Consider the following 23,718-nt stretch of genomic DNA (forward strand, 5'->3'; position numbering starts at 1 on the left):
AAATTGCGCCTCGCGTTGGCGATATATGGTGACACAAGACAGATGGCCTACTATATCTAGGCATCATCCAAGGATAACGACCGCGTCCACAGGGTGCGGCATTCAAACAGGCAGGCAGACGGCGACCCGCGCATCGAACGATGCGCAGGCGCGGCGGCGTGGCCGCCCTGCCCGCTCGCGGCCGATCCGCGACCGGAACAAGCGCGGCCTGGCCGCAATTGCAATTCATGCGGCCTTGCCCGCGACAGACATCATGCGGCTTGCCGCGACAGACAATGCCGGCCGGCGGCCGGAGACACGAAAGGGGCTTTGGGATGAAGATCGAGCGGCGCTACACGAAGGAGGGGCAGTCCCCCTACGCCGACATCGCGTTTCGCGTTGCCACCAGCGAGATCCGCAACCCGGACGGCTCGATCGTCTTCCGGCTTGAAAACATTGACGTTCCGGCCCAGTTCTCGCAGGTCGCGGCCGACATTCTGGCGCAGAAATACTTCCGCAAGGCCGGCGTCCCGGCCCGCCTGAAGCCGGTTGAGGAGAACACCGTTCCCTCCTGGCTGTGGCGCCAGGAAGCCGACCAGAAGGCCCTGAAGAAGCTGCCCGAGGAGGAGCGCTACGGCTCCGAGATCGACGCCCGCCAGGTCTTCGACCGTCTCGCCGGCACCTGGACCTATTGGGGCTGGAAGGGCGGCTACTTCGACAGCGAGGCCGACGCACAGGCCTTCTACGACGAGCTGCGCTACATGCTGGCGACCCAGAAGGTCGCCCCCAACAGCCCGCAGTGGTTCAACACCGGCCTGCACTGGGCCTATGGCATCGACGGCCCGAGCCAGGGCCACTTCTATGTCGATTTCCAGACCGGCGAGCTGACCCGCTCGGCGACGGCCTACGAGCATCCGCAGCCGCATGCCTGCTTCATCCAGTCGGTCGAGGACGATCTCGTCAACGAGAACGGCATCATGGACCTGTGGGTGCGCGAGGCGCGCCTGTTCAAGTACGGCTCCGGCACCGGCTCCAACTTCTCCCGCGTCCGCGGCGAAGGCGAGAAGCTGTCGGGCGGCGGCAAGTCCTCCGGCCTTATGAGTTTCCTGAAGATCGGCGACCGCGCCGCCGGCGCCATCAAGTCGGGCGGCACCACCCGCCGCGCCGCCAAGATGGTGGTGGTCGACATCGACCATCCGGACATCGAGGACTACATCAACTGGAAGGTCCGCGAGGAGCAGAAGGTCGCCGCCCTCGTCACCGGCTCGAAGATCTGCCAGAAGCACCTGACCGCCATCATGAAGGCCTGCGTCAACTGCGAGGCGGACAACGGCGATTGCTTCGATCCGGCGAAGAACCCGGCCTTGAAGCGCGAGATCCGCGCCGCCAAGAAGATGATGGTGCCGGAAAACTACATCCAGCGCGTCATGCAGTTCGCGCGCCAGGGCTTCACCAAGATCGAGTTCCCGACCTACAACACCGACTGGGATTCGGAGGCCTACCTCACGGTTTCCGGCCAGAATTCCAACAATTCGGTGCGCGTGACGGACGGTTTCCTCACCGCCGTGATGGACGACGGCGACTGGAGCCTGACCGCCCGCAAGGACGGCCGCGTCACCAAGACGCTGAAGGCCCGCGAGCTGTGGGAGCAGATCGGCTATGCCGCCTGGGCCTCGGCCGATCCCGGCATCCAGTACCACACCACCATCAACGACTGGCACACCTGCCCGGCCTCCGGCGAAATCCGCGCGTCGAACCCGTGCTCCGAGTACATGTTCCTCGACGACACGGCCTGCAACCTCGCATCGCTGAACCTGCTGCAGTTCCGTGAGGCCGACGGCAATTTCGACGTGGAATCCTACGAGCACTGCGTCCGCCTGTGGACCGTCGTGCTCGAGGTGTCGGTGCTGATGGCGCAGTTCCCGTCCAAGGAGATCGCGGAACTGTCCTACCGCTACCGCACGCTGGGCCTCGGCTACGCCAATATCGGCGGCCTGCTGATGACCTCAGGGATTCCCTATGACAGCGACGAGGGCCGCGCGATCTGCGGCGCCCTGACCGCGATCATGACCGGCGTCGCCTATGCCACCTCGGCCGAGATGGCCGGCGAGCTCGGCCCCTTCCCGGGCTATGCGGACAATGCCCCGCACATGCTGCGCGTCATGCGCAACCATCGCCGCGCCGCCTATGGCGAGGCCACCGGCTATGAGGGCCTGAACACCCTGCCCGTGCCGCTCGACCATGCCTCCTGCTCGCAGCCGATCCTCATCGAGCGGGCAAAGCTCGCCTGGGACCGCGCGCTGGAGCTCGGCGAGAAGCACGGCTACCGCAACGCCCAGTCGACGGTGATCGCGCCCACCGGCACGATCGGCCTTGTCATGGACTGCGACACGACCGGCATCGAGCCCGACTTCGCGCTGGTGAAGTTCAAGAAGCTGGCCGGCGGCGGCTACTTCAAGATCATCAACCGCGCGGTGCCGGAGGCCCTGCGCACGCTCGGCTACTCCGAGAGCCAGATCGCCGAGATCGAGGCCTATGCGGTCGGTCACGGCTCGCTCGACCAGGCACCGGCGATCAACCCGTCGAGCCTGCGGGCCCGCGGCTTCGACGACGCGTCGCTGGCCAAGCTTGCCGGTGCGATGAAGTCGGCCTTCGACATCAAGTTCGTGTTCAACCGCTGGACGCTGGGCGACGATGTCCTGACGGGCGCCCTGAAGGTGCCGGCCGAGAAGCTGGACGATCCGGAGTTCGAGCTGCTGGCGCATCTCGGCTTCTCCCGCCAGGAGATCGAGGCCGCCAACACCCATGTCTGCGGTGCCATGACGCTGGAGGGCGCGCCCTTCCTGAAAACCGAGCACTATCCGGTCTTCGATTGCGCCAACCCGTGCGGTCGCCTCGGCAAGCGCTTCCTTTCGGTGGAGAGCCATATCCGCATGATGGCGGCGGCCCAGCCGTTCATCTCCGGCGCGATCTCCAAGACGATCAACATGCCGAACGACGCCACCGTCGCCGACTGCACGGAGGCCTACCTGCTCTCCTGGCGCCTGGCGCTGAAGGCCAACGCCCTTTATCGCGACGGCTCCAAGCTGTCGCAGCCGCTGAACTCCCAGCTCCTGTCCGACGTGGACGAGGACGAGGAGGACGCGGTCGAGGCGCTGGTCGCCCAGCCGCAGACCACGCGTGCCGAGATCGTCGCCGAGAAGATCGTCGAGCGGATCGTCGAGCGCGTCGTGAGCCAGCAGGAGAAGCTGCCGACCCGCCGCAAGGGCTACACCCAGAAGGCCAAGATCGGCGGGCACACGATCTTCCTGCGCACCGGCGAATACGATGACGGCCGCCTCGGCGAGATCTTCATCGACATGAACAAGGAAGGCTCGGCCCTGCGCGCCTTCATCAACAACTTCGCCATCTCGGTGTCGCTCGGCCTGCAATACGGCGTGCCGCTGGAGGAGTATGTCGACGCCTTCATCTTCACCAAGTTCGAGCCGGCGGGCATGGTGCAGGGCAACGACGCGATCAAGAACGCCACCTCGGTGCTCGACTACGTGTTCCGCGAGCTGGCCGTGTCCTATCTCGACCGTCACGAGCTCGCCCACGTCCCGCCGGAGGTCTTCGGCCAGTCGGCCAAGGCCTCGATCGAGGCCGAGGAGCGCGGCGGCAAGGGGCACAAGGGCGTCGTCTCGCATGGCCTGATCCGCGGCCAGACCGAGCGCTTCCGCCTCGTCGGCGGCGGCGAGCCGGCCGGCAACCTGACCAAGGCGATCGCCGCCGAGCTCGGCAACTCGCCGATTGCGCAGACGACGGCGGTTGCGACCGCCTTCGCCCGCGGCTCGGAAGCAGCCGCCCGGGTCGAGATCAGCACCGCCCCCGCCCAGCAGGCGCCGAGCGCGGCCGAGCGGATCGCCCAGGCCCGCATGAAGGGCTACGAAGGCGAGAGCTGCCCGGAATGCGCCAACTTCACGATGGTGCGCAACGGCACCTGCCTGAAGTGCGACACCTGCGGCAGCACCAGCGGCTGCAGCTGAGGCAAGGGCCGGATCGCCCGGACTGAAAACAGCCAAACGAGGCCCCGGACATCACCCGATGTCCGGGGCCTCGTCGTTTCGGGTAACATTCTGGCGCCCTCACTGCCTTCGCAAAGATACCGCCAGCGGCAGCAACAGCGCGGCGAGGAAGGCGGCCGCCTGGATCGCGCCATGGACCTGCGCGAAGCGGGCGAAATGGCGCGGCACGGGGATCGCGCACAGGAAGATCGCCACCAGCGCATCGCCGAGGGCAAGGCCCAGCCCCGTCAGCACGGCGAGCGCGACGGCCCGGCGCGGCGTCAGTAGCCCCCAGGGCAGCATGGCGGTGGCGAGCAGCCCGGCCGAGACCAGCCACACCGCCTCCAGCGCCGCGCCGGCAAGCGGGCCGGCAGCCGGGTCGACCAGCACCGCGCGGGCCGAACCGGACAGAAGATAGGCGGCGAGCAGGATCGCGAAGAAGCGGCAGGCGGCAAGGCGCAGCGCGGCACAGGGCGTGATGGCCGGCAGCACGCGGATCGCATCGGAGTCAGCGGTAGTGGCGGTCATGGCCGGCGCACCGGCAGGCCCGGCCGCCACAGCAGCATGCGCGCATAGCCGGCGGCGAAGAGCAGATAGGCCAGCGCCCACAAAAGCGCGGCGCAGGCGAAGAGATGCACCACCCAGTTGCCGCCGCCATTGCCAGCCAGGTTTCCGGCATAGGGCGCCAGCACCCGCGCCGCCGCGCCGAGCGCGACGAGCGCGTAGATCGCCACTTCCAGCCGGCCGGCGGCCAGCGGATGGCCGGAATGGCCCCGGCTCGCCCGCGTCATCACGGCCAGCGTCATCATGCCGAAGGTGCCGGCCGTCCACACATGGGCGGCGGCGGACGGCTCCAGCACGCCGGGCAGCAAGATCGACAGGCCTTCCAGCACGAAGCCGAGCGGCACGGTGGCAAAGCCCAGATGCAGGACGAGAAGCAGCGGATCGCTGCGCGTCGCCAGCCCGCACCAGCGCGACAGGCGCAAGCCATTGGCAAGGCCTGCCGCCAGCATCAACAGGGCCGTCGCAAGATGGCCCGGAACGGCGATCCACATGGCAAGGGCGGCTGCAGAGATCAGGATGGCGCCGCCATCGAGACGCGAGAACCCGGCAGGCAGCGAGAGGGCGCGCCGCTGCATCAGCCAGTTGCGGGTGAAGGCGGGAATGATCCGCCCGCCGATCAGCATGACGAGGAGGAGCACCACGGCGATACCGGCGCGCGCGGCATGGTCGGCAAAGCCGGTCAGCGCCGCTTCCGCATGGAAGGCAGCATTGGCAAACCCGTAGAGCGCCACGATGACGACGACGCGCAGGTTGCGCAAGTTTCCGCCGGCGATCACCTCGCGGGCGAAGACGGCGACCAGCGCGAGCGGAAAGGCGAGATCGACGGCCATCGCCGCCCAGGCGCCCGTCAGCGCCGAGAGCGTGACGGCGATACGCCCGGCCAGCCACAGCAGCACCAGGGCGAAGAGCTCGCCGCCGGCGACCGGCGGGCGGCCGGTCCAGTTGGCGACCGCCGTCAGCGCAAAGCCGGCGATGATCGCCGAAACGCCGCCGAACAGCATGGTGTGGATGTGCCAGTCGCGCGGGATGAAGGCGGTCGGCAGCTCCAGATGGCCGGAAAGGATCGGGATCCAGGCCAGCACCGACAGGGCCATCGACAGCGCGCCGAGGAAGAAGAAGGGGCGAAAGCCCCCGGTCAGCCAGTAGGTGTCGCGAAGGGATCTGCTCATGCCCCGTCTCCTCATGCCCCTCCTGCTGAAAGGACGGCGCGAGGGGGGAGGTCGCGCGCCGTCCGGCCCGTCCGTTCTTGCAGCCGGCGGGTTACAGGCCGCCGAGCAGCTCCGCGAAGACCTTCTTGGCCTTGCCCGGCGTCTTCACCGTCTTGGCATCGTCGAGGTTCACCGGATCGCCGACGACGACGGCCGCGACCATGCCCATGGCGAAATGCGGCTTGCACTTGATCCCGTAGACGCCTTCCTGGGTGAAGGTGAAGGAGACGTCCTTGTTCATCTTGCCGGCGAAGGCTTCGGCGCCCTCGGGCAGCATGCCCGGCACGGTCTCGGCATTGTGGCTGGGGTTGGTGGCGCGGAAATGCACCGTATCGCCGGGGGCGATCCTGATGAGGTCCGGCTCGAACACCATGACGCCCTTGGCGCCCTTGTTGAGCATCTTGACCTCGTGCTCTGCCGCCATGGCGGCGGTCCCCGACAGGGCGGCGACGGTGGCAAGGGCAAGGGCGAACATCCGTGCGTGTTTCATCTCGGTCTCCATTGGGCGGACCACCGCGGTCCGTTGTCTGAAGGAATATTCGCCTTGCTGCGTTGCAACGTTGTGCCAGCGCAAAGTCCGCGAAACTTATGGAATCTTGAAGAAATCCGAGGCCGTGACGCTCTCCCCGCTCACCGGGTCGGTGAGGCGGAACGCGATCGGCCCGGCAGCGGACGGCTCGGCGACGACGGTCGCCCGCAGCCGCCGGCTGCCCCGGTCGTCGAGCAGGACGGCAACGCCCCCGTCCCCCTCTCCGACATCGCTGACCGAGCGCAGCTCGGCATGGCCAGCGGCCTCGCCCTCGATGCTGAGCATCAAGGTGCCCCCTGCCCCGGCCACATGCGACACGCGGATCTCGTAGGCATTGCGCACCCGCCCGTCGGACAGCTCCACCGCCACCGGATTGCGCTCATGGGCGACGCTGAGCGACAGGGTCGCGCGGGTCGCAACCACGGCAACGAGGGCAACGGCGGTCGCAAGGCCGGCCAGCGCCAGCGCCGCGGTCTTCGCCCGCACCAGCCGCACCGGCACGCGGGCCTCGCCCTTGCGGCCGCGCTCGATATTGGTCCAGCTCTCGTAGTCGATCAGCCCGCGCGGCCGGTCGAGCTTCTGCATGGTCGTGTCGCAGGCATCGACGCACAGGCCGCAATTGATGCAGGCAAGGTTCGGCCCCTCGCGGATGTCGATGCCCATCGGGCAGACATTGACGCAGGCCATGCAGTCGACGCAGTCGCCGGCCGGCAGGCCGTTCGCGCGGGCCGCCGCCGCCTTCTTGGCGGACATGCGCGCCTCGCCGCGATAGTCGCGATAGGCGACGCTATAGGCCTCCGCATCCCAGACGGCGCCCTGCAGGCGCGGCCAGGGGCACATGTAGGTGCACATCTTCTCGCGGGCGAAGCCCGCGAGCGTATAGGTCGTGAGCGTCAGGGTCAGCACCGCGCCATAGGCGACGCTGGAGGCCTCGCCCGTGAAGATCTCGCGCAGAAGCGTCGGCGCATCGGCGAAATAGAGCGCGAAGGCACCGCCCGTCCCGGCGGCGATCACCAGCCAGATCGCATGCTTGATGCCCTTCCGCAGGGCCCGCGCCGGCGTCATCGGCAGGTAGAGCTGGCGCAGCCGCTCGCGGCGGTCGCCCTCCAGCTGCCGTTCGACCCACAGGAAGAGATCGGTCCACACGGTCTGCGGGCAGAAGAAGCCGCACCAGATCCGGCCCGCCACCACGTTGGACAGGACCAGGACGATGGTCGCCAGCACCAGCAGGCCGGTCAGCAGGTAGAGCTCCTGCGGTCGCAGCTCCAGGCCCGCGAGATGGAAGCGCAGCTGCGAAAGATCGAACAGGATTGCCTGGGTGGGCTGGCCGGGACCGCGGTCGTAGCGCAGGAACGGCAGCACATAGTAGAGCGCAAGGCACAAGCCGACGGCCGCCCATTTCAGCCGGCGGAAGCGGCCGCTGACCGATTGCGGCACGACCGGCTGGCCGGGACCGATGGCCGGCGCAGCGCCGATGCCGGGCTTGCGGTGCAAGGTGGTGGGGTGAAACGTCATCGCCGGTCTCCGTCCGCCAGCAGGGGCAAGGGCGTCGCCGGAGCAACCGGTGAGCCCTCCCCTGGCTGCTGGCGACACCCAGCCTTAAGCGACAGGCGGCGAGCGCTCTTTGTGCCGGCACAAAGAACGGGGCGAATTGGCGGGCACGGCGCGGGAGGTCAGCTCTGTCCGCTGCCGTCTTCCCTGCCGGACGGTTCCAGCCGCCCGGCCAGCATCTCCAGGCAGGCGGCACCTTCTAAGGCCGTGCGGCCGATGGTGCGGAACGTGTCGGCGATCAGCAGGCAATCGTCCGGCCCCAGTTGCTCGGCCGCCCCCTCGCGCAGGTCGTCGAGATAACCGATGAAGCCGGCAAGGCGCACCGCGCGGGTGCGGGCCGCCTCCATCAGCCGCCGACGCACGCGCCGCGCTTCCAGCTCGGCAAAGAGCGAGACCGCCCGCTCCACCTGGTCCTGACAGTCGCAGGGCAGTCCCATCTCGTGCAGCACATGGGCCAGCCGCGACAGCACGTCGTCGTCGCTGTCGGCAAGGGCCGGCCCCATGCCGCTCACAGGCCGATCCATGTCTTCAAGCGCTGCAGGGCACCAGGCTCGTCGCGCACGAGGCGAATGCCGAGATTGGCGGGCGGAATGCCGACCGAGCAGGCGCCGGCCTTGGGATCGCGGAAGAAGGTGGTCATGTAGGCCCGGTGGCTGCCTTGCGCGATGCGGATGCCGCAGTTCTCGACGATGCTTTCGGCATCCGTGACCGGGTCGAAGCGATGGCGCAGGTAGCAGCTGTCGGTCCATTCCCAGACATTGCCGCCCATATCGAGCAGGCCCTGCTCGTTGCTGCCGAAATGGCCGACCGCCCGCGGCGCCGGATCGACCTCGGCACCGCGCGCGGTCTCCGCCTCGTAAAGCGCGATCCAGCGCCGCGAGGGATCCTGCGCATCGGCAACATCTGTCAGCGCGTCGTCGCGATAGCGGCTGCCGGCGGCGAGCGCCCATTCCCGGTCGGTCGGCAGGCGCCACCGCTCGCCGGTGTCCCGGCTGAACCAGGCGGCATAGGCGGCCGCATCGTACCAGTTGACGCCGACGACCGGCATCTCCGGATCCTGCGGCGCATCGAGGGCAAGACAGCCCCCGGCCTCGACGCAGCGCCCATATTCGCCCGCTGTTACCTGGCGGCGCATGATCTCGAAGGGACGGGTGAGCGAGATCTTCTCCAGCGGCGCGTTGGTCGCCGTCCGGCCGACGAGATATTCGCCCGGCAGGCGGTAGGTGATGCTGCTTTCCTCGATGCGCACCACCTCCGGCGCGCCCGCCGGTTCGGATGCTCCCGGCAGCGCCGCGCCGGCAACAAATGGCAGCGACAGGACCGCAACAAGCGGCAGGAGCGTCGTTTTCCCTTTTGCGAACATGGCAGCCTCTCCCCGGTTGGCAAGGCGACAGCCCGCGATGGCGGGCTGTCGTTTCGGCTTGGCGGTTACTGGACCGCGATGGGGGCCGGTGCGCTGACCTGCATCATCAGGTCGTTGTTCCACTGGCCCTCGACCTTGACGTGGCCGGTGGCGCCGAGTTCGGCCGCCTCGATGAGGTTGTGGTTCACATAGGCGTAGATGCCCGGCTGCAGGAACTCGTAGATCGCCACCGCCGCGCTGCCGCCGCGCACGAACCAGGTCTCCAGGTCGCGCTCGGGCGGGTTGACGAACTTGCCGGTCTCCCAGACCAGGTCGCCATGGCCGCCGATCAGGTGCGGACGGGTGTCGCGGTTGGCGGTGCTGTGGATGAACATCACCTTCTCGCCGACCTTCGCGGTCATGGCGTTATCGCCGGTCAGGGCGTTCTTCGAACCGTTGAAGACCACATGGGTCGGGATCAGCCCGCGCATCACGTCCAGCGTGTCGGCATACGATTCGCCGACGCTCTCGTAGGTCCTGTAGTTGCCGTTCTCGTCCTTCGGGATGTAGAGGTCGAACTCGCCGATCGTGTAGACGGTGTCGTAGGCAACGGGATTGCCCCGCTCGTCCTTCAGTCCGTCGCGCGGCAGCACCATCAGCGTGCCGCTCATGCCCGACACCACATGCCAGGGCACCATGCCCGGAGGCGCGCAGTGATAGACGAAGGTGCCCGTGCGGGTCGCCTTGAAGCGCAGCGTCGCCTGCTCGCCCGGATTGATCAGGGTCAGGGCAGCGCCGCCGAGCGCGCCGGTGGCGGCGTGGAAGTCGATATTGTGGGGCATCTCGTTGGTCTCGGGATTGACCAAGGTCAGCTCCACGTAATCGCCCTCATGGACAACCATGGTCGGTCCGGGCATCGTGCCGTTGAAGGTCATCGCCTGGAACGTCGTTCCCTGGTCATCGACGACGACCGTCTTCTCCTCGATGGTCATGGTGAATTCGACGATCTTCGGGGCGCCCTGGGCAACCCGGTCGTGGTCCATCACGGCGGGCGGCGCCACCAGGGTCGCCTGCACTCGCTCCAGGGTCGCGGTCTGATCCGGCAGGTCCAGCGCATTCAGCGTCGGGTTTGCCGTTTCGTCGGCCAGGACCGGGACGACCGCCATCAGAGTGGCCATTGCGGTCCCGATCAGTGCGGTACGTCTCGTGATCATGATGTATTCCTTTCCTGTCGTGCGTCGTTTTCGACAAGTTCAGGAAACACCTGCTCGGAGATTTTCTTTTTGCGAAAAGGCAAACAAGGCCGGCATCCAAGACCGGACCCCCTGCGACAAAATGGCATCTGAGGAGGGAACCACGGAATGCCGCCTGCACAACTTGACCGATCCCTGATCCGGGACCTGACGATCTTCCAGTCGATGTCGGACGAGGACCTCGACGCGGTGCTGGCCATCGCGGTCAGCCGCAGATACGCCATCGGCGCGACCGTCTTCGCGCAAGGCGAACCGGCGAGCGAGTTCTTCGCTCTCCTGCACGGCCGACTGAAGGTGGTGCAGACGACGCCGGACGGGCAGCAGGTGGTGGTGCGCCATGTCAGCCCCGGCGACATCTTCGGCATTGCCAAGGCGATGCGGCGCACGGACTATCCGGCGACCGCCTCCGCCGTGGTCGACAGCCTCGCCCTCGTCTGGCCGTCCAGCCAGTGGGACGCCTTCATCGCCCGCAGCCCCGTGTTGGCGATGAATGCGCTGCAGACGGTGGGGCAACGCCTGCAGGACGCGCATACGCGCATCCGCGAGCTGTCGACGGAGGAAGTGGAGCGGCGCGTGGCGCATGCGCTGCTGCGCCTAGTCAACCAGGCGGGCCGCAAGACCGAGGACGGCATCCTCATCGACTTCCCCGTCACGCGGCAGGACATCGCCGAGATGACCGGCACGACCCTTCACACGGTGAGCCGGGTGATGACCTCATGGGAAGCCCAGGGGCTGGTCTCCAGCGCCCGCAAGAAGGTGATCGTGTGCAACGCGCACAAGCTGTTCATGCTTGCCGAGCGTTCGGACGACTGATCCCTCCGCCCGGCGGCATGCGCATCTCGCGCGGCAGCGGCCGGTCGCCGAAGTCGACCAGCGAACGGCGGAGAGGACGGCCCTGCTCGTCGGTTATGACCGTCAGCCGGGCATTGGCATGGAACGCTTCCAGCCGCCATGTCCCGGCATCCTCGTCGATGCCGCGATAGAGCCGCCCTGTCACCGCACCGGCGCGAAGCCGTTCGCGGAAGTCTTCCGCAGACAGGCCGAACCCTTCGGCCAGCACGTCGGCATCGATGGCGAAGTCGCCTGGGACGGCTGCGTCCGTGGTGGTGTCGGCCATGACGTCACGCAGCGCCGGCAATGGCGGCATCGAGCTCGCCGAGGAACCGCTCGAGGGGGATGCCATGTTCGCGGCAGGCCTCCTCGACGTCGTGGATGCGCGCGACCGGACAGCCGATGCACATCATCTTGTGACGGATGAACACGGCGATGGTGGCGCGGTAGTCGCTCATCAAGTCCCCGACAAGCGTCTCCGGCCCGACCCTTCTGGCCGCTCCGGCGGTGGAACCCTGATAGCTGGACATGGGAGAACTCCCTTTGCAACGTCAGGCATCATTCTAAGGCGTGTCCGCTGTCCTCGTCTTTGCGCGGGAGCAACGAAGCCGGCGGAATCCCCGGCTAGGTCTGCAAGCATCCCCCACGTGCAAGGATGCCGGCCATGGCCCCGCAGACCCGCCCTCTCTCCGCCGCAACGTTCCCCGCCTCGCCCTCTCCCGCACGAGCGCGGCGCCCGGCGGATGGCTGGTGGCTCGCCGTCGCCTTTCGCCCGCTGTTCTTCGCCGCCGCGCTTCAGGGGGCGGCCGCGGTGCCGCTGTGGATCTGGATCTACACCGCAGGCGTGGCCGAGGTCGCCGGGCTGCCGGCGATGACCTGGCACGCGCATGAAATGATCTTCGGCTTCCTGCCGCCGATCATGGCAGGTTATCTGCTGTCGGCAACGCCGAACTGGTCCGGCCGGTTGCCGACCGCCGGCAGGCCGCTCGCCCTGCTTGTCGGCCTGTGGCTGGCCGGTCGCCTCGTGCCTCTCGTCGCCCCCCTGCCCCTGGCGCTTGCCGCCGACGCGGCCTTTCCTCTGGCGGTCTCGGCGCTGCTGATCCGCGAAATGCGGCTCGGCCGCAGCGGCCAGTCGCGGCACGGGCTGATGCTGTTTCCCGTCCTGGCTGTCGCTGCCCTCGCCCACCGGCTTCTGGGCGACGATCCGGCAATGGCCGCGACCATGGCGCGCACCGGCATTGCCGTGGCCGCCCTTCTGATCGCCGCCGTTGGCGGGCGCCTGGTGCCCAGCCTGACGCGCAATGCGCTGGCCGGGCGTGGTGCCGAGCGCGTTCCCGCTCCCTACGGTCGCTTCGACATCTTCGTGCTGCTGGCGACCAGCCTTGCCCTGCCGGCCTGGGTCCTGGCGCCGGATGCCCTGTTCAGCGCCGCCCTGTTGGCTGCAGCCGGGCTGTTGCAGCTCGCCCGTCTGCTGCGCTGGCGCGGCTGGCTGCTGCGGCGCGGCGACATCCTCGCTCTTCATGCCGGCTATGCCTGGCTGGTGGCCGGGCTGCTACTCGCGGCCTTCTCGGCATTGCCGCATTTCAGTGTGCCGGCCGACAGCGCCCTGCACGCGCTCACCGCCGGCGCCATCGGCAGCATGACGCTTGCGGTGATGAGCCGCCTGGCATCCACGCGCGGGCCCGGCGGCCATGCCGGCCAGCGGCTGTGCACGCTCGCCGTGCTGGCCGTCAATGCCGGCGCGCTCCTTCGCGTGGCGGCCCCGGTCGCGCCCGAGCACTACCTGTCTCTGCTCGGCACCGGCGCCGGCCTCTGGAGCCTTGCCTATCTGCTCTTCGCCGCCGCGCAGATTTCTCCTCTTCGCGTCGGCAAAACCAATTGAGCAGGCGCAACATTCAAATATTAGAGATTACAAATCGCGGATCGAAAATTCTTACCCCGATCACGTCAGTCACACTGACATAACTGCGCATGAAACTATTGTTGTTACAATGAAAATTCGGAAAAATAAGCAATTCTGCGCATTGATGATATCAAGATAGACAGACAGACTACTTTTCAGGTCACACGAAAACCATACGAAGGGATACGTGTCGACATGACTGGATCGGGGAAACCGGATACCAGCACCGCGGATCGGCGGCGCTGGCGCACGGAATTGTTGGCGTTTCTCGTCCTCGCCTTCGGCGTCTGGCCCTTCGTGGCCGTCGCAGTCGTCGGCGCCTTCGGCTTTGCCGTGTGGATGCTGCAGCTTGTGTTCGGCCCACCCGGGCCACCATCGGCGCTGCATTGAGGGGGTAACGATGACCATGCCCTTCGATGCCCAAAGACGGCGTTTTCTCACCGGGCGCCCGTCACGCGCCGACTTTTCCGACACGCTGCTGCCACCCTGGCTACCTGCCGACGCGCTCGACCGCTGCACCGGATGCGGCGCCTGTGTCGATGCCTGCCCGACCGGCATCGTGGAGCTGGCCCGTGAGCGCCCGGCGCTGTCCTTCGCCGCAGGTGAATGCACCTTTTGCGGCGCCTGCGCCGAGGCCTGCCCGGAGAACCTGTTCGACCGCGAGCGGGAAGCCCTGCCCTACAGGCCGCAGATCGGCGCCCACTGTCTGCCGCGCGCCGGCATCGACTGTCAGGCCTGCCGGGATGCCTGTCCGCAGGAGGCGATCCGCTTTCCGCCTCGGCGCGGCGGTCCATTCCTGCCGCAGGTCACAGCCTCGCTGTGTACCGGCTGCGGCGCCTGCGTCGCGCCCTGTCCCGTCTCGGCAATTGCGCTCGCTCCCGTTGTGGAGGCCTGCGATGCCTGACGCCCCCGCCGTCCCCCTTGCCATTTCCAGCGCCGTCGTCTCGGTCCTGCCGGGTAGGCTGGACAGCGTCGCCGCGATCCTCTCCGCCCTTCCCGGAGTAGAGGTCCGCGCCGCCGAGGGCAGCAAGATCGTCATCGTCCTGGAGGCGCCGCGCGGCGAGACCGGCAGGCAACTGGTCGAGATCGCCCTGCTCGACGGCGTGGTGTCGGCCAACATGGTTTTCGAACATATCGAGGAGGTCTGACGATGGAGCTTGAGCTCTCCAGACGCGACATGATCAAGGCGCAGGCCGCGGCGGTTGCGGCGGCTGCCGCCGGCATCGCCCTGCCCGCTGCCGCCCAGCCGGTCCCCGGCGGCATCGGCACGCTCGACATCAAGTGGTCGAAAGCCCCCTGCCGCTTCTGCGGCACCGGCTGCGGCGTGATGGTCGGCGTGAAGGAAGGCCAGGTGGTCGCCACCCATGGCGACATGCAGGCGGAGGTCAATCGCGGCCTCAACTGCATCAAGGGCTACTTCCTGTCGAAGATCATGTATGGCGAGGACCGCCTGACCACACCCCTGATGCGCAAGCGCGGCGGCAGCTACCACAAGGACGGCGAGTTCGAGCCGGTGTCCTGGGACGAGGCCTTCGACCTGATGGCACGGAAGGCCAAGGAAACGCTGGCGGCCAAGGGGCCGACCGCGCTCGGCATGTTCGGCTCCGGCCAGTGGACGATCTTCGAGGGCTACGCCGCCACCAAGCTGATGCGGGCGGGCTTCCGCTCCAACAATCTCGACCCCAACGCCCGCCACTGCATGGCCTCCGCCGCAACCGCCTTCATGCGCACCTTCGGCATGGACGAGCCGATGGGCTGCTACGACGATTTCGAGCATGCCGACGCCTTCGTGCTGTGGGGCTCGAACATGGCGGAGATGCACCCGATCCTGTGGACGCGGCTCGCCGACCGGCGGCTCGGCCACGAGCATGTGCGCGTCGCGGTGCTGTCGACCTTCACCCATCGCAGCATGGACCTCGCCGACGTTCCGATCGTGTTCAAGCCGGGCACGGATCTGGCGATCCTCAACTACATCGCCAACCACATCATCGAGACCGGGCGCGTGAACGAGGACTTCGTGCGCGACCATGCGGTGTTCATGACCGGCCAGACCGACATCGGCTACGGCCTGCGCCCGGACAACGAGCTGGAGCTCAAGGCCGCCGGCGCCGGCGATCCGGGAAAGATGGAGCCGGCCGACTTCGAGACCTTCCGCAAGCTGGTGTCGGAATACACGCTGGAGCGGGTGTCGGAGCTGTCCGGCGTCGAGCCCGACTTCCTGCGCGAACTCGCCGAGCTCTATGCCGACCCGGACCGCAAGGTCATGTCGCTGTGGACCATGGGCTTCAACCAGCATGTGCGCGGCGTGTGGGCCAACCAGATGGCCTACAACCTGCATCTCCTGACCGGGAAGATCTCCGAGCCGGGCAACAGCCCGTTCTCGCTGACCGGCCAGCCCTCGGCCTGCGGCACGGCGCGCGAGGTCGGGACCTTCGCCCATCGCCTGCCCGCCGACATGGTGGTGACCAACCCCGAGCACCGCAAGCATGCGGAGGAGATCTGGAAGCTCCCCGAGGGGCTGCTGCCGGACAAGCCGGGCTACCACGCCGTCCAGCAAGACCGGATGCTGCGCGACGGCAAGCTCAACTGGTACTGGGTCCAGGTCAACAACAACGTCCAGGCAGCCCCCAACAACAGCCAGGAGACCTATCCCGGCTATCGCAACCCGGACAATTTCATCGTCGTCTCCGATGCCTATCCGACGGTGACGGCGCTCGCCGCCGACGTCATCCTGCCGGCTGCCATGTGGGTGGAAAAGGAAGGCGCCTACGGCAATGCCGAGCGGCGCACCCATGTGTGGCACCAGCTGGTCACCGCCAAGGGCGAGGCCCGCTCCGACCTGTGGCAGCTGATGGAGTTCTCCAAGCGCTTCACCACGGACGAGGTGTGGCCCAAGGAGATGCTCGACGCCAATCCGGACTATCGCGGCAAGACGTTGTTCGATGTGCTGTATCGCAACGGCAATGTCGACCGCTTCCCCTTGTCGGAGATCAATCCCGACTACGAGAACCAGGAGGCGAAGGACTTCGGCTTCTACGTCCACAAGGGGCTGTTCGAGGAATATGCCGAGTTCGGCCGCGGCCACGGCCACGACCTTGCGCCCTACGACCGCTACCACGAGGTGCGGGGCTTGCGCTGGCCGGTGGTCGACGGCGAGGAAACCCGCTGGCGCTACCGCGAGGGCTACGATCCGTACGTGAAGGCGGGCGAAGGCGTGCGCTTCTACGGCCGCAAGGATGGGCGCGCGGTGATCCTCGCCGTGCCTTACGAGCCGCCGGCGGAAGTGCCGGACGAGGAGTACGACCTGTGGCTGGTGACCGGTCGGGTGCTGGAGCACTGGCATTCCGGATCGATGACCATGCGCGTGCCCGAGCTCTACAAGGCCTTCCCCGGCGCCCGCGTCTTCATGCATCCCGACGATGCCCGCGCCCGCGGCCTCAACCAGGGCACGGAGGTGATGGTCACCTCCCGGCGCGGCGAGATCCGCTCGCGCATCGAGACGCGCGGGCGCAACCGCATGCCGCGCGGTGTGATCTTCGTGCCGTGGTTCGACGCCAGCCAGTTGATCAACAAGGTCACGCTCGACGCCACCGATCCCATCTCCAAGCAGACGGATTTCAAGAAATGCGCAGTCAAGGTCTCCACCGCGTAGCCGCGCCCGCGCTGCTGGCCGGCCTGCTCGTGTTCGCCGTCGGCCTCGCGCTGCCGGCCTTCTCCCAGGATGCCCCGCGTCTGCGCGGTGCGCCCCAGCCGATGGAGAACGCCGCAGCGCCCCCGGTCGCCAAATGGGTGACGGACGACGTTCGCAAGATGCGGGCCTATCCCGAGCAGCCGCCGGTCATTCCGCACTCGATCGAGGGTTACCAGCTCTCGGTCAACACCAATCGCTGCCTGTCCTGTCACAAGCGGGAATACACGCAAGGGTCCGGCGCACCGATGATCAGCGTCACCCATTACATGGACCGCGAGGGCCAGATGCTCGCCGATGTGTCGCCCCGCCGCTACTTCTGCACCATGTGCCATGTGCCGCAGTCGGATGCCGCGCCGCTGGTCTCCAACACGTTCCGCGACATGAGCGAGCTCGGCGCCAGGCCGGCCGGGAGCCAATAGGCCATGTGGAGCCGCGTGAAATCGCTTGCCCGCCAGGCCTGGGCCGTCTTCGCCAAGCCGAGCGTGCATTTCGGCCTGGGGTTCCTGACGCTCGGCGGCTTCGTCGGCGGCGTCATCTTCTGGGGCGCGTTCAACACGGCGCTGGAGGTGACCAACACCGAGGCGTTCTGCATCAGTTGCCACGAGATGAAGGACAACGTCTACGAGGAGCTGACGCAGACGGTGCACTTCTCCAACCGCTCGGGCGTGCGCGCCTCCTGCCCCGACTGCCATGTGCCGCACAACTGGACGGACAAGATCGCCCGCAAGATGCAGGCCTCCAAGGAAGTCTGGGGCCACCTCTTCGGCACCATCAGCACGCGGCGCAAGTTCCTCGACCATCGGCTGGAACTTGCCAAGCATGAATGGGCGCGGCTGAAGGCCAACGACAGCCTGGAATGCCGCAACTGCCACTCCTCCGTCGCCATGGACTTCACCCGGCAGACCGACCGGGCGGCGGCGATCCACGAGCGCTATCTCGTCAGCGGCGAGGCGACCTGCATCGACTGCCACAAGGGAATCGCCCACCAGCTCCCGAACATGGAGAACGTCGAGCCGGGCTGGCGCACGCCTCCCGAACTCACCGGGTCCGACGGCGGCGACAGCGCGGACCTGCAACATCTGTCAGTATACCTGTCCCAAGTTACTGATCGCCGGTAACATTCTTGAAAGGCCGTATGAACGGGACGTCACAATCGGGCGTTTCCATGCTAGGCTCTCCGCCGATTGGTCCGGACTGGAGGAGTGGTCCGGACCATTCCGGGGAGCGAGACCATGGACGGAACGGATGAGTCCACAGCCGGGATTCCGGCGCGCCTGAGGAAGGCAGCGAGCCATCTTGCCTTTCTGGCGATGCTGGCTGCCGCGTCACCTGCCGCAGCCGACCACGTTTCGCCCGGAGATCGTCTGGGCGCAAACCTCAACGACATCGCCAATGCTCTGTCGGCCCACGGCTACAGCACCCTTCGCTACATTAACAAGGACGGCCGGATCGAGATCGTCGCCCGCAAGGGGGGAGACGAAGTCTTCCTGCTGATCGATGCCGAGACGGGGATCCTCGAAACCGTCGTCCACAAGGACGACGAGCCGCTGCTCGAGCGCCCGCCGGCCGCTGCCCCGTCGCCGAATGACGAGGAAAGCCGGCGCCCAGCCACCCGGGACAAGGGCGAGGACAGGTTGTCTGCCCTGCCGGCCTCGATGGCACGCCCGCCGACCTGCTGACGTCGGCAGCCCAGCCTTACAGATATTGTTCGATGAGGGCCGTCACCTGCCGGTCGCGCGCGCCTTCGCTTTCGCCGCCAAAGACGACGGCGATGACGCTGCGCCCGCCGCGATGCGCCGAAGCCGCGAGATTGTAGCCGGAATCGCGGATATAGCCGGTCTTGATGCCGTCGACCCCGGCCACACGGCCGAGCAGGTTGTTGGTCGCCTGATAGGTGCGCCCCTCATAGGAGAAGCTGCGTGCGGTGAAGGCGCTGGCGCGCGAGGCGTGCCGGCTCTTCAGCGCCCGCGACAGGATCGCCATGTCGCGCGCGGTCGTGACTTGCCGCGGATCGGGCAAGCCCGAGGCATTGACGAAGCGGGTGTGGCGCATGCCGAGACTGCGCGCCTTGGCCGTCATCTGTGCCGCGAAGGCCGCCTCCGAGACGGCAAGGTTTTCGGCAACCGCAATGGCAACGTCATTGGCAGACTTCACTGCAAGTGCCTGGATCGCTTGCGAGACAGTCAGGCGGCCACCCGCCTTGAGGCCGATGCGCGCCGGCGGCTGGCTTGCGGCCTTGGCCGAGATGACGAGAGGCGTGTCGAGTGTGACACGTCGCTCCGACAAGGCGTCGAACAGCAGATAGAGCGTCATCATCTTGGTGAGAGACGCCGGATAGCGCAGAGAGTCCGCGTCCTCCTCGTGCAGCACGGCGCCAGTTGCCGCATCGACGACGATGGCCGCATGCGCCCGCCGCTCGGCGCTCCCCTGCGGAGCAAGAGCCAGTTCCGAGCCCGGTGCTCCGGCAACGGGCGCAGGCAGCGCGGGAAGTGCGACAGCCTGAACGGGAGTGGCCCGCGGCCGCGATGCATCCCGTGAGACGCTGGCAGTGGTCTGACAACCACCAAGCGCAAGTGAAACGGCAAGAGCGAGGACCGCACGACGCCAGGTGCGCGCGCCAAGGTCCCTCGCCGTGGTCAGAGCGTTCAAAGCTGCGGCTCCCGATGAGAAGGCTGATCGGCGCGCACCTTATCGGATCCCGGTCTTGCGCAAAAGGTCCCGGCGCATGCAGGGCGCGCGGATCCGCCCTTCAGGCGACGAGGGCCTTGCCCATGCCTTCCGGCATGGCCGAGGTGCGGCCGCCGGACAGGGCCTGCGCCAGCTCGATGAACAGTTTGGCCGGCAGGGGCGGCGCGAAGATATAGCCTTGCGCCGCGGAGACGCCTAGCTCGCGCAGCCGCTCGATCTGTTCCATCGTCTCCACGCCCTCGGCGATGATGCCCATGCCCAGATTGTCGGCGAGCTCGACCATCGTATCGACGATGGTCGTCGAATTGTCGTCGGTTCCCAGGCTGTCGATGAACATCTTGTCGATCTTGATGATGTCGATGCCCAGTTTCTGGAGATAGGCAAAGCCGCCATGGCCGGTGCCCACGTCGTCCAGCGCCACGCGCACGCCGGTCGCCTGCATTTCGGCAATGATCTTGCGGGCGGTGTCCATGTCGGAGAGAGGCTGGCGTTCGGTCACCTCCATGACGATCTGCTGGAAGGCGATCTTGGAGCCACCATAGATCTCGGTGATATCCTCGATGATCTGCCGGTCCTCGAAATGGCCGGCGAACAGGTTGATCGACAGCTTGAATTCCGGGTTCTGGAAATAGAGCTCTTCGACTTCGTCGCAAGTCTTGCGCATGACCTGCCGCGTCATCTCGAAGATATGGCCGGAGGTCTCTGCAAAGGTCATGAAGGCGCCCGGCGAGATCACCGTCCCATCCGGCCGCTGCCAGCGCATCAGCACTTCGCAGCCGCGCAGGCGGCCGGTCTCGATGTCCATCACGGGCTGATAGTAGGGAATGAACTCTCCGCGCCGGATCGCCTGGACGAACTCGTCCTCCGCCTCGCTTTCGGGCCGCCAGGAGAACCAGACGCTGACGGCGACGAAGAGGATCGCAAAGCCGACGCAGGCGATGGCCGCCACGACCTTGAGGTCGCGGACCAGATTGGCTGCAGCGGACGCGGGCGCCGAAACGGTCGCAAGCATCGGATACTTCTCGGAAGGCACCTCGACGACCAGTTCGCTTTCGCCTTCGCGGGAACTGATGTTGCTGTATTCGCCCGACCGCAGCCAGGTGACGCCGTCCCCTAGGCGCAACTCCACATGGCGGTGGGCACGCAGGTATTCCGGCCCCGGATCGATGGCGATCGCCACCGGAGAAATCTCCGCCAGCAGACGGTTGCCGGTACCGATGCGCCAACTGACAAGGGCGACCCGCGCGCCTTCGTAGACACGATCGCGCATGCCGATTCCCACCAGGGGCGAATCCGCCTGCAGCACGGGCAGCACCTGCTGCCCCTGCCCCGGCTGGTCGGGAACGTTGCAGATGATCACGCCGCCGGAATTGACCACGCCGATCATCTGCACGAACGGCGCCTCGATGAGGCCCGAGTGGAACGCCCGGCGGTCGTCCGCGGAACAGGTGACATGCCCGTTCTGATGCAGGGTCTGGAGCACCGAGACCGCATCGCCGATCGCCTTCTCCGCCCGCAGGACGTAGCGCTCGGCAATCGCCTTCATCTCGGTCCGAGCCTGTGTTACGGCGTAGTTGGCAAGGATGTAATTGGCCGCAATGAGGGGCGCAATCGCCAGGCCGAGGGCAATCGCCAGTGTCTTCAGGAAACGGGTGTAACGATGAGGCACGCGACGATCCGGCATTGAACAGCCGGACCAGTATCGGTTCCTTTGGTAAATGAGCCCTGAAGGCGGTCTCTGCAAAGGCAAAAAATTCCGCAGGGACCGCGACTTGAGAACGAGAGATAAACCCGCCAGCAAGGAGCACGCCGAAGCATGCAGGCCCTATTCATCGGTCAGGCCTATATCGACGTCACCTTCCTCACCGACACGCTGCCGACAGGCGACGAAAAGACCATCGCCCGCGACTATGCGGTAAGTTTCGGCGGCAACGCCGTGACGGCGGGCTTCGCCTGCGCACGGCTCGGCATCGCCCCGGACATCCTGTGCTCGCAGGCCGACGACTGGCTCGCACGTATGTTTCTGGACATGGCTGCCAAGTACGGCATTTCGATCCACGGCCGGAAGGTGCGGGAATCGTCCCTCTCCTTCATCATGCCGAAGGACGGCAAGCGCGCCATCGTCCGTTGCCGCGACAACGACTTCCTGCACCCCTTCCCCCAGCTGAACCTTGCCGGCTGCCGGGCGCTGCATCTCGACGGCCATATGCCGGACGCCGCCCTCCACTATGCCAAGGCCGCCCGGTCGGCAGGCATCCTGACCTCGCTCGACGGCGGCGCGGTGCGCGAAAACACCGACGAGCTGCTGCGCTACATCGACGTCGCCGTCGTCTCCGCCCGGTTCTGCGAACAGCTCGGCCTCGGCGTCGAGGAGACGCTCGACTATCTGCGCGAGCGCGGCTGCCCGGTTGCCGGCGTCACCGTCGGCGAGGACGGCATGTTCTGGTACGAGGATCGCGGCCCGACGCGCCGGCTGGCTGCCCTGGACGTGCCGAAGGCCCGCATCGTCGACACCAACGGCGCCGGCGACGTTTTCCACGGCGCATATGTCTATTCCTGGCTTCGGGACACCAGCGCAGCATGGGAGCAGCATTTCCGCTTCGCCCGCGCCGCCTCGGCCCATGCGATCCAGCATCTGGGCAACGAGGAGAGCCTGCCTGCGCTCGCCGATGTCGAGACGGCAATGGCAGAATGGACGGAGAAGCAGCCGACCCGCGACTGACGGTCCGGGCGAGGAATCGCGCTGAACAATCTAAGCGCGCAGCTTGTTCTCGCGCCGCATTTGGCGCATCGTAGCGGTCCGCAGGCAGGGAGCGGACCCCCAAACACCAGTCGGAGACGTCTGAATGACTTATCTTGCCCTTCGCCGCGCACGCGCCATCGCGCTCGCCTGCCCGCTTCTCCTTGCCACGCCCGCACTCGCCTTCGATGCGTCCGGCAACGAGATTGCGGACACGTTCTTCGAGATTTTCGAGGCCGGAAAAGCGACCGTGACCGGCTATGACAGCGTCGAGGAGAACGGCGACACGGTGACGATCACCGGCATGCGCGCCGCCATCGACGACAGTGGCCAGAAAACCGAGATGACCATTGCCACGATGTCGTTCGAGGAAGGCGAAGTCGCCTCCGGCGGCGGCCTGACCGCCAGTGCCATGTCGATGAACGGCGTCGCCATCAAAAGCCAGGAAGACGGCAAGGACGTCAACATCACGGTCGCCGCCATCGATATCGACGATCCGGTGCTGCCGTCCGCAGCCACGGTGAAGGCGAAGGCCAGCACAGATGCGATCGCCCCGTCCTATTCGCGCGCCGAGATAAACGGCATCCTCATCGACAGCGGCCAGGAGGGCAAGATTCCGGTCGCCAGCGTGGTCGCCGTGATCGACGAGATGGATGGCGAGCTGCCGACCGCCGGCTCCCTCACCGTCGAGGGCGTGGAGATCTCGGCCGATAGCCTCGATGCGGAAGAGCGCAAGACCCTGACCGATCTTGGCTATGACAAGGTCGTCCTCGGCCTGTCGCTGGAGGCGGACTGGGATCCGGACACCGGCGCTCTGGAGATTTCCGACCTGACGATCTCCGGCACCGAAGCCGCGACGCTGAACGCATCGCTGAAGCTGAACGGCCTGACCCGCGAGGTCTTCGCCAAGCTGGAGGCAGCGCAAGGCAAGCCGGAAGAGGCCATGGGCATCATGCAGGGCCTGCAGGTGGTGAGCCTGAGCCTGCGGCTGGACAACGAATCGCTGGTCGACCGTCTGCTCGACGCGCAGGCGAAGGAGTCCGGCGCGACCCGCGAACAGTTCGTCGGCCAGTTGAGCGCCGCTCTGCCCATGCTGCTCGCCGCCATCGGCAATCCCGAGTTCCAGAAGAGCGTCTCCGGCGCCGCCACCACCTTCCTGAACGATCCGCAGTCGATCTCCGCGACCGCGGCTCCGTCTGCGCCGGTTCCCTTCGCCCAGTTGCTGGGAACCGCGATGATGGCACCGCAGACCCTGCCGACAATTCTCGGCGTGACGGTCGCGGCAAATCAGGACTGACCTCGACGTCGGGCGGCCAAGGGGGGCTCCGCCCACGACATCGACGAACGGCCGAGGCCGGCGCAGCACGTCTGCGCCGGTTTCGGCATGAACGCCCGC

General features: G+C 67.0%; 23 protein-coding genes. 12 read left to right on the plus strand and 11 right to left on the minus strand.

Translation table 11 applies throughout. The features are described 5' to 3' along the window. Positions 1-314 precede the first annotated feature (314 nt). Positions 315-4,004, plus strand: a complete 3,690-nt coding sequence (locus GH266_RS02150; protein ID WP_158192426.1) for a vitamin B12-dependent ribonucleotide reductase — start codon at positions 315-317, stop codon at positions 4,002-4,004. A 99-nt stretch (positions 4,005-4,103) separates the two neighbouring features. On the opposite strand, the gene GH266_RS02155 is transcribed toward GH266_RS02150, so the two are convergent. The 7 genes from GH266_RS02155 to nirK form a co-directional block, all read right to left on the minus strand. Continuing rightward, complete coding sequence (locus GH266_RS02155; RefSeq protein WP_158192427.1) at positions 4,104-4,550, minus strand: hypothetical protein; 447 nt, start codon at positions 4,548-4,550, stop codon at positions 4,104-4,106. Next, entirely contained in the window at positions 4,547-5,755 is a 1,209-nt protein-coding gene (locus GH266_RS02160; protein WP_158192428.1) for an NnrS family protein, read from the minus strand. Before GH266_RS02160 ends, GH266_RS02155 begins: the two co-directional genes overlap by 4 nt. Before the next feature lie 91 nt (positions 5,756-5,846). Next, positions 5,847-6,284 carry a pseudoazurin gene (locus tag GH266_RS02165; RefSeq protein WP_158192429.1) on the minus strand — a complete coding sequence of 146 codons (438 nt, stop codon included), beginning with the start codon at positions 6,282-6,284 and terminating at the stop codon, positions 5,847-5,849. 96 nt (positions 6,285-6,380) lie between these two features. After that, on the minus strand, positions 6,381-7,838 hold the full coding sequence (gene ccoG / locus GH266_RS02170) for a cytochrome c oxidase accessory protein CcoG (protein WP_158192430.1): 1,458 nt from the start codon (positions 7,836-7,838) through the stop codon (positions 6,381-6,383). Positions 7,839-7,996: 158 nt separating this feature from the next. Continuing rightward, positions 7,997-8,377, minus strand: coding sequence for a hypothetical protein (locus tag GH266_RS02175; RefSeq protein ID WP_244953865.1), 381 nt, complete (start codon positions 8,375-8,377; stop codon positions 7,997-7,999). A 5-nt stretch (positions 8,378-8,382) separates the two neighbouring features. Then, positions 8,383-9,237: an SUMF1/EgtB/PvdO family nonheme iron enzyme gene (locus GH266_RS02180; protein WP_158192432.1), complete on the minus strand. Its 855-nt coding sequence runs from the start codon at positions 9,235-9,237 to the stop codon at positions 8,383-8,385. A gap of 65 nt (positions 9,238-9,302) precedes the next feature. Then, complete coding sequence (gene nirK, locus GH266_RS02185; RefSeq protein WP_158192433.1) at positions 9,303-10,430, minus strand: copper-containing nitrite reductase; 1,128 nt, start codon at positions 10,428-10,430, stop codon at positions 9,303-9,305. A gap of 147 nt (positions 10,431-10,577) precedes the next feature. Between nirK and GH266_RS02190 the strand changes: the two genes are divergently transcribed. Next, positions 10,578-11,282: a Crp/Fnr family transcriptional regulator gene (locus tag GH266_RS02190; RefSeq protein ID WP_158192434.1), complete on the plus strand. Its 705-nt coding sequence runs from the start codon at positions 10,578-10,580 to the stop codon at positions 11,280-11,282. Here GH266_RS02190 and GH266_RS02195 read toward each other — a convergent pair. Together GH266_RS02195 and GH266_RS02200 are read right to left on the minus strand one after the other, a co-directional pair. Beyond that, positions 11,254-11,616 (minus strand): DUF6522 family protein, encoded by a 363-nt coding sequence (locus GH266_RS02195; protein ID WP_158192435.1) that lies wholly within the window; start codon positions 11,614-11,616, stop codon positions 11,254-11,256. The genes GH266_RS02190 and GH266_RS02195 overlap by 29 nt on opposite strands. Continuing rightward, positions 11,591-11,830: a DUF1858 domain-containing protein gene (locus GH266_RS02200; RefSeq protein WP_158192436.1), complete on the minus strand. Its 240-nt coding sequence runs from the start codon at positions 11,828-11,830 to the stop codon at positions 11,591-11,593. Before GH266_RS02200 ends, GH266_RS02195 begins: the two co-directional genes overlap by 26 nt. A 134-nt stretch (positions 11,831-11,964) precedes the next feature. Here GH266_RS02200 and GH266_RS02205 point away from each other — a divergent pair, with 134 nt between their 5' ends. The 8 genes from GH266_RS02205 to GH266_RS02240 all read left to right on the plus strand — a co-directional run bounded on the left by GH266_RS02205 (position 11,965) and on the right by GH266_RS02240 (position 18,573). Next, the gene (locus tag GH266_RS02205; protein WP_158192437.1) at positions 11,965-13,182 is read left to right on the plus strand and encodes an NnrS family protein; all 1,218 of its coding nucleotides are present in this window, start codon (positions 11,965-11,967) and stop codon (positions 13,180-13,182) included. Between the two features lie 216 nt (positions 13,183-13,398). After that, positions 13,399-13,593: a periplasmic nitrate reductase, NapE protein gene (locus tag GH266_RS02210; RefSeq protein ID WP_158192438.1), complete on the plus strand. Its 195-nt coding sequence runs from the start codon at positions 13,399-13,401 to the stop codon at positions 13,591-13,593. 10 nt (positions 13,594-13,603) lie between these two features. Continuing rightward, a complete protein-coding gene (gene napF / locus GH266_RS02215) occupies positions 13,604-14,107 on the plus strand; it encodes a ferredoxin-type protein NapF (protein ID WP_158192439.1) in 504 nt (167 codons plus the stop codon). After that, a complete protein-coding gene (locus GH266_RS02220) occupies positions 14,100-14,351 on the plus strand; it encodes a chaperone NapD (RefSeq protein ID WP_158192440.1) in 252 nt (83 codons plus the stop codon). Before napF ends, GH266_RS02220 begins: the two co-directional genes overlap by 8 nt. Positions 14,352-14,353: 2 nt before the next feature. Then, a complete protein-coding gene (napA, locus tag GH266_RS02225; RefSeq protein WP_158192441.1) occupies positions 14,354-16,855 on the plus strand; it encodes a periplasmic nitrate reductase subunit alpha in 2,502 nt (833 codons plus the stop codon). After that, positions 16,828-17,313 (plus strand): nitrate reductase cytochrome c-type subunit, encoded by a 486-nt coding sequence (locus GH266_RS02230; RefSeq protein ID WP_120267802.1) that lies wholly within the window; start codon positions 16,828-16,830, stop codon positions 17,311-17,313. Before napA ends, GH266_RS02230 begins: the two co-directional genes overlap by 28 nt. A gap of 3 nt (positions 17,314-17,316) precedes the next feature. Next, positions 17,317-18,012, plus strand: a complete 696-nt coding sequence (locus GH266_RS02235) for a cytochrome c3 family protein (protein WP_158192442.1) — start codon at positions 17,317-17,319, stop codon at positions 18,010-18,012. Positions 18,013-18,126: 114 nt separating this feature from the next. After that, positions 18,127-18,573, plus strand: coding sequence for a hypothetical protein (locus tag GH266_RS02240; protein ID WP_158192443.1), 447 nt, complete (start codon positions 18,127-18,129; stop codon positions 18,571-18,573). Between the two features lie 16 nt (positions 18,574-18,589). On the opposite strand, the gene GH266_RS02245 is transcribed toward GH266_RS02240, so the two are convergent. Next, entirely contained in the window at positions 18,590-19,543 is a 954-nt protein-coding gene (locus tag GH266_RS02245; RefSeq protein ID WP_244953762.1) for a D-alanyl-D-alanine carboxypeptidase family protein, read from the minus strand. 100 nt (positions 19,544-19,643) lie between these two features. Further along, entirely contained in the window at positions 19,644-21,251 is a 1,608-nt protein-coding gene (locus tag GH266_RS02250; RefSeq protein ID WP_209001524.1) for an EAL domain-containing protein, read from the minus strand. A 147-nt stretch (positions 21,252-21,398) separates the two neighbouring features. On the opposite strand from GH266_RS02250, the gene GH266_RS02255 reads away from it, so the two are divergent. Together GH266_RS02255 and GH266_RS02260 are read left to right on the plus strand one after the other, a co-directional pair. Beyond that, positions 21,399-22,304 carry a sugar kinase gene (locus GH266_RS02255; protein WP_158192445.1) on the plus strand — a complete coding sequence of 302 codons (906 nt, stop codon included), beginning with the start codon at positions 21,399-21,401 and terminating at the stop codon, positions 22,302-22,304. Positions 22,305-22,428: 124 nt separating this feature from the next. Then, positions 22,429-23,619 (plus strand): hypothetical protein, encoded by a 1,191-nt coding sequence (locus GH266_RS02260; RefSeq protein ID WP_158192446.1) that lies wholly within the window; start codon positions 22,429-22,431, stop codon positions 23,617-23,619. The last annotated feature ends 99 nt before the right edge of the window (positions 23,620-23,718 follow it).

This window comes from Stappia indica (assembly GCF_009789575.1).
Classification (GTDB): Bacteria; Pseudomonadota; Alphaproteobacteria; order Rhizobiales; family Stappiaceae; genus Stappia; species Stappia indica_A.

Bases quoted from the DNA above. Each gene is read 5' to 3' on its own strand.
- GH266_RS02210 (WP_158192438.1), top strand. From the start codon at position 13,399: ATGACTGGATCGGGGAAACCGGATACCAGCACCGCGGATCGGCGGCGC.
- GH266_RS02230 (WP_120267802.1), top strand. From the start codon at position 16,828: ATGCGCAGTCAAGGTCTCCACCGCGTAGCCGCGCCCGCGCTGCTGGCC.
- GH266_RS02190 (WP_158192434.1), top strand. From the start codon at position 10,578: ATGCCGCCTGCACAACTTGACCGATCCCTGATCCGGGACCTGACGATC.
- GH266_RS02200 (WP_158192436.1), bottom strand. From the start codon at position 11,830: ATGTCCAGCTATCAGGGTTCCACCGCCGGAGCGGCCAGAAGGGTCGGG.
- GH266_RS02260 (WP_158192446.1), top strand. From the start codon at position 22,429: ATGACTTATCTTGCCCTTCGCCGCGCACGCGCCATCGCGCTCGCCTGC.
- napA (WP_158192441.1), top strand. From the start codon at position 14,354: ATGGAGCTTGAGCTCTCCAGACGCGACATGATCAAGGCGCAGGCCGCG.
- ccoG (WP_158192430.1), bottom strand. From the start codon at position 7,838: ATGACGTTTCACCCCACCACCTTGCACCGCAAGCCCGGCATCGGCGCT.
- GH266_RS02160 (WP_158192428.1), bottom strand. From the start codon at position 5,755: ATGAGCAGATCCCTTCGCGACACCTACTGGCTGACCGGGGGCTTTCGC.
- nirK (WP_158192433.1), bottom strand. From the start codon at position 10,430: ATGATCACGAGACGTACCGCACTGATCGGGACCGCAATGGCCACTCTG.
- GH266_RS02255 (WP_158192445.1), top strand. From the start codon at position 21,399: ATGCAGGCCCTATTCATCGGTCAGGCCTATATCGACGTCACCTTCCTC.
- napF (WP_158192439.1), top strand. From the start codon at position 13,604: ATGACCATGCCCTTCGATGCCCAAAGACGGCGTTTTCTCACCGGGCGC.
- GH266_RS02220 (WP_158192440.1), top strand. From the start codon at position 14,100: ATGCCTGACGCCCCCGCCGTCCCCCTTGCCATTTCCAGCGCCGTCGTC.
- GH266_RS02165 (WP_158192429.1), bottom strand. From the start codon at position 6,284: ATGAAACACGCACGGATGTTCGCCCTTGCCCTTGCCACCGTCGCCGCC.
- GH266_RS02195 (WP_158192435.1), bottom strand. From the start codon at position 11,616: ATGCCGCCATTGCCGGCGCTGCGTGACGTCATGGCCGACACCACCACG.
- GH266_RS02235 (WP_158192442.1), top strand. From the start codon at position 17,317: ATGTGGAGCCGCGTGAAATCGCTTGCCCGCCAGGCCTGGGCCGTCTTC.
- GH266_RS02205 (WP_158192437.1), top strand. From the start codon at position 11,965: ATGGCCCCGCAGACCCGCCCTCTCTCCGCCGCAACGTTCCCCGCCTCG.
- GH266_RS02155 (WP_158192427.1), bottom strand. From the start codon at position 4,550: ATGACCGCCACTACCGCTGACTCCGATGCGATCCGCGTGCTGCCGGCC.
- GH266_RS02180 (WP_158192432.1), bottom strand. From the start codon at position 9,237: ATGTTCGCAAAAGGGAAAACGACGCTCCTGCCGCTTGTTGCGGTCCTG.
- GH266_RS02150 (WP_158192426.1), top strand. From the start codon at position 315: ATGAAGATCGAGCGGCGCTACACGAAGGAGGGGCAGTCCCCCTACGCC.
- GH266_RS02240 (WP_158192443.1), top strand. From the start codon at position 18,127: ATGGACGGAACGGATGAGTCCACAGCCGGGATTCCGGCGCGCCTGAGG.
- GH266_RS02175 (WP_244953865.1), bottom strand. From the start codon at position 8,377: ATGGGGCCGGCCCTTGCCGACAGCGACGACGACGTGCTGTCGCGGCTG.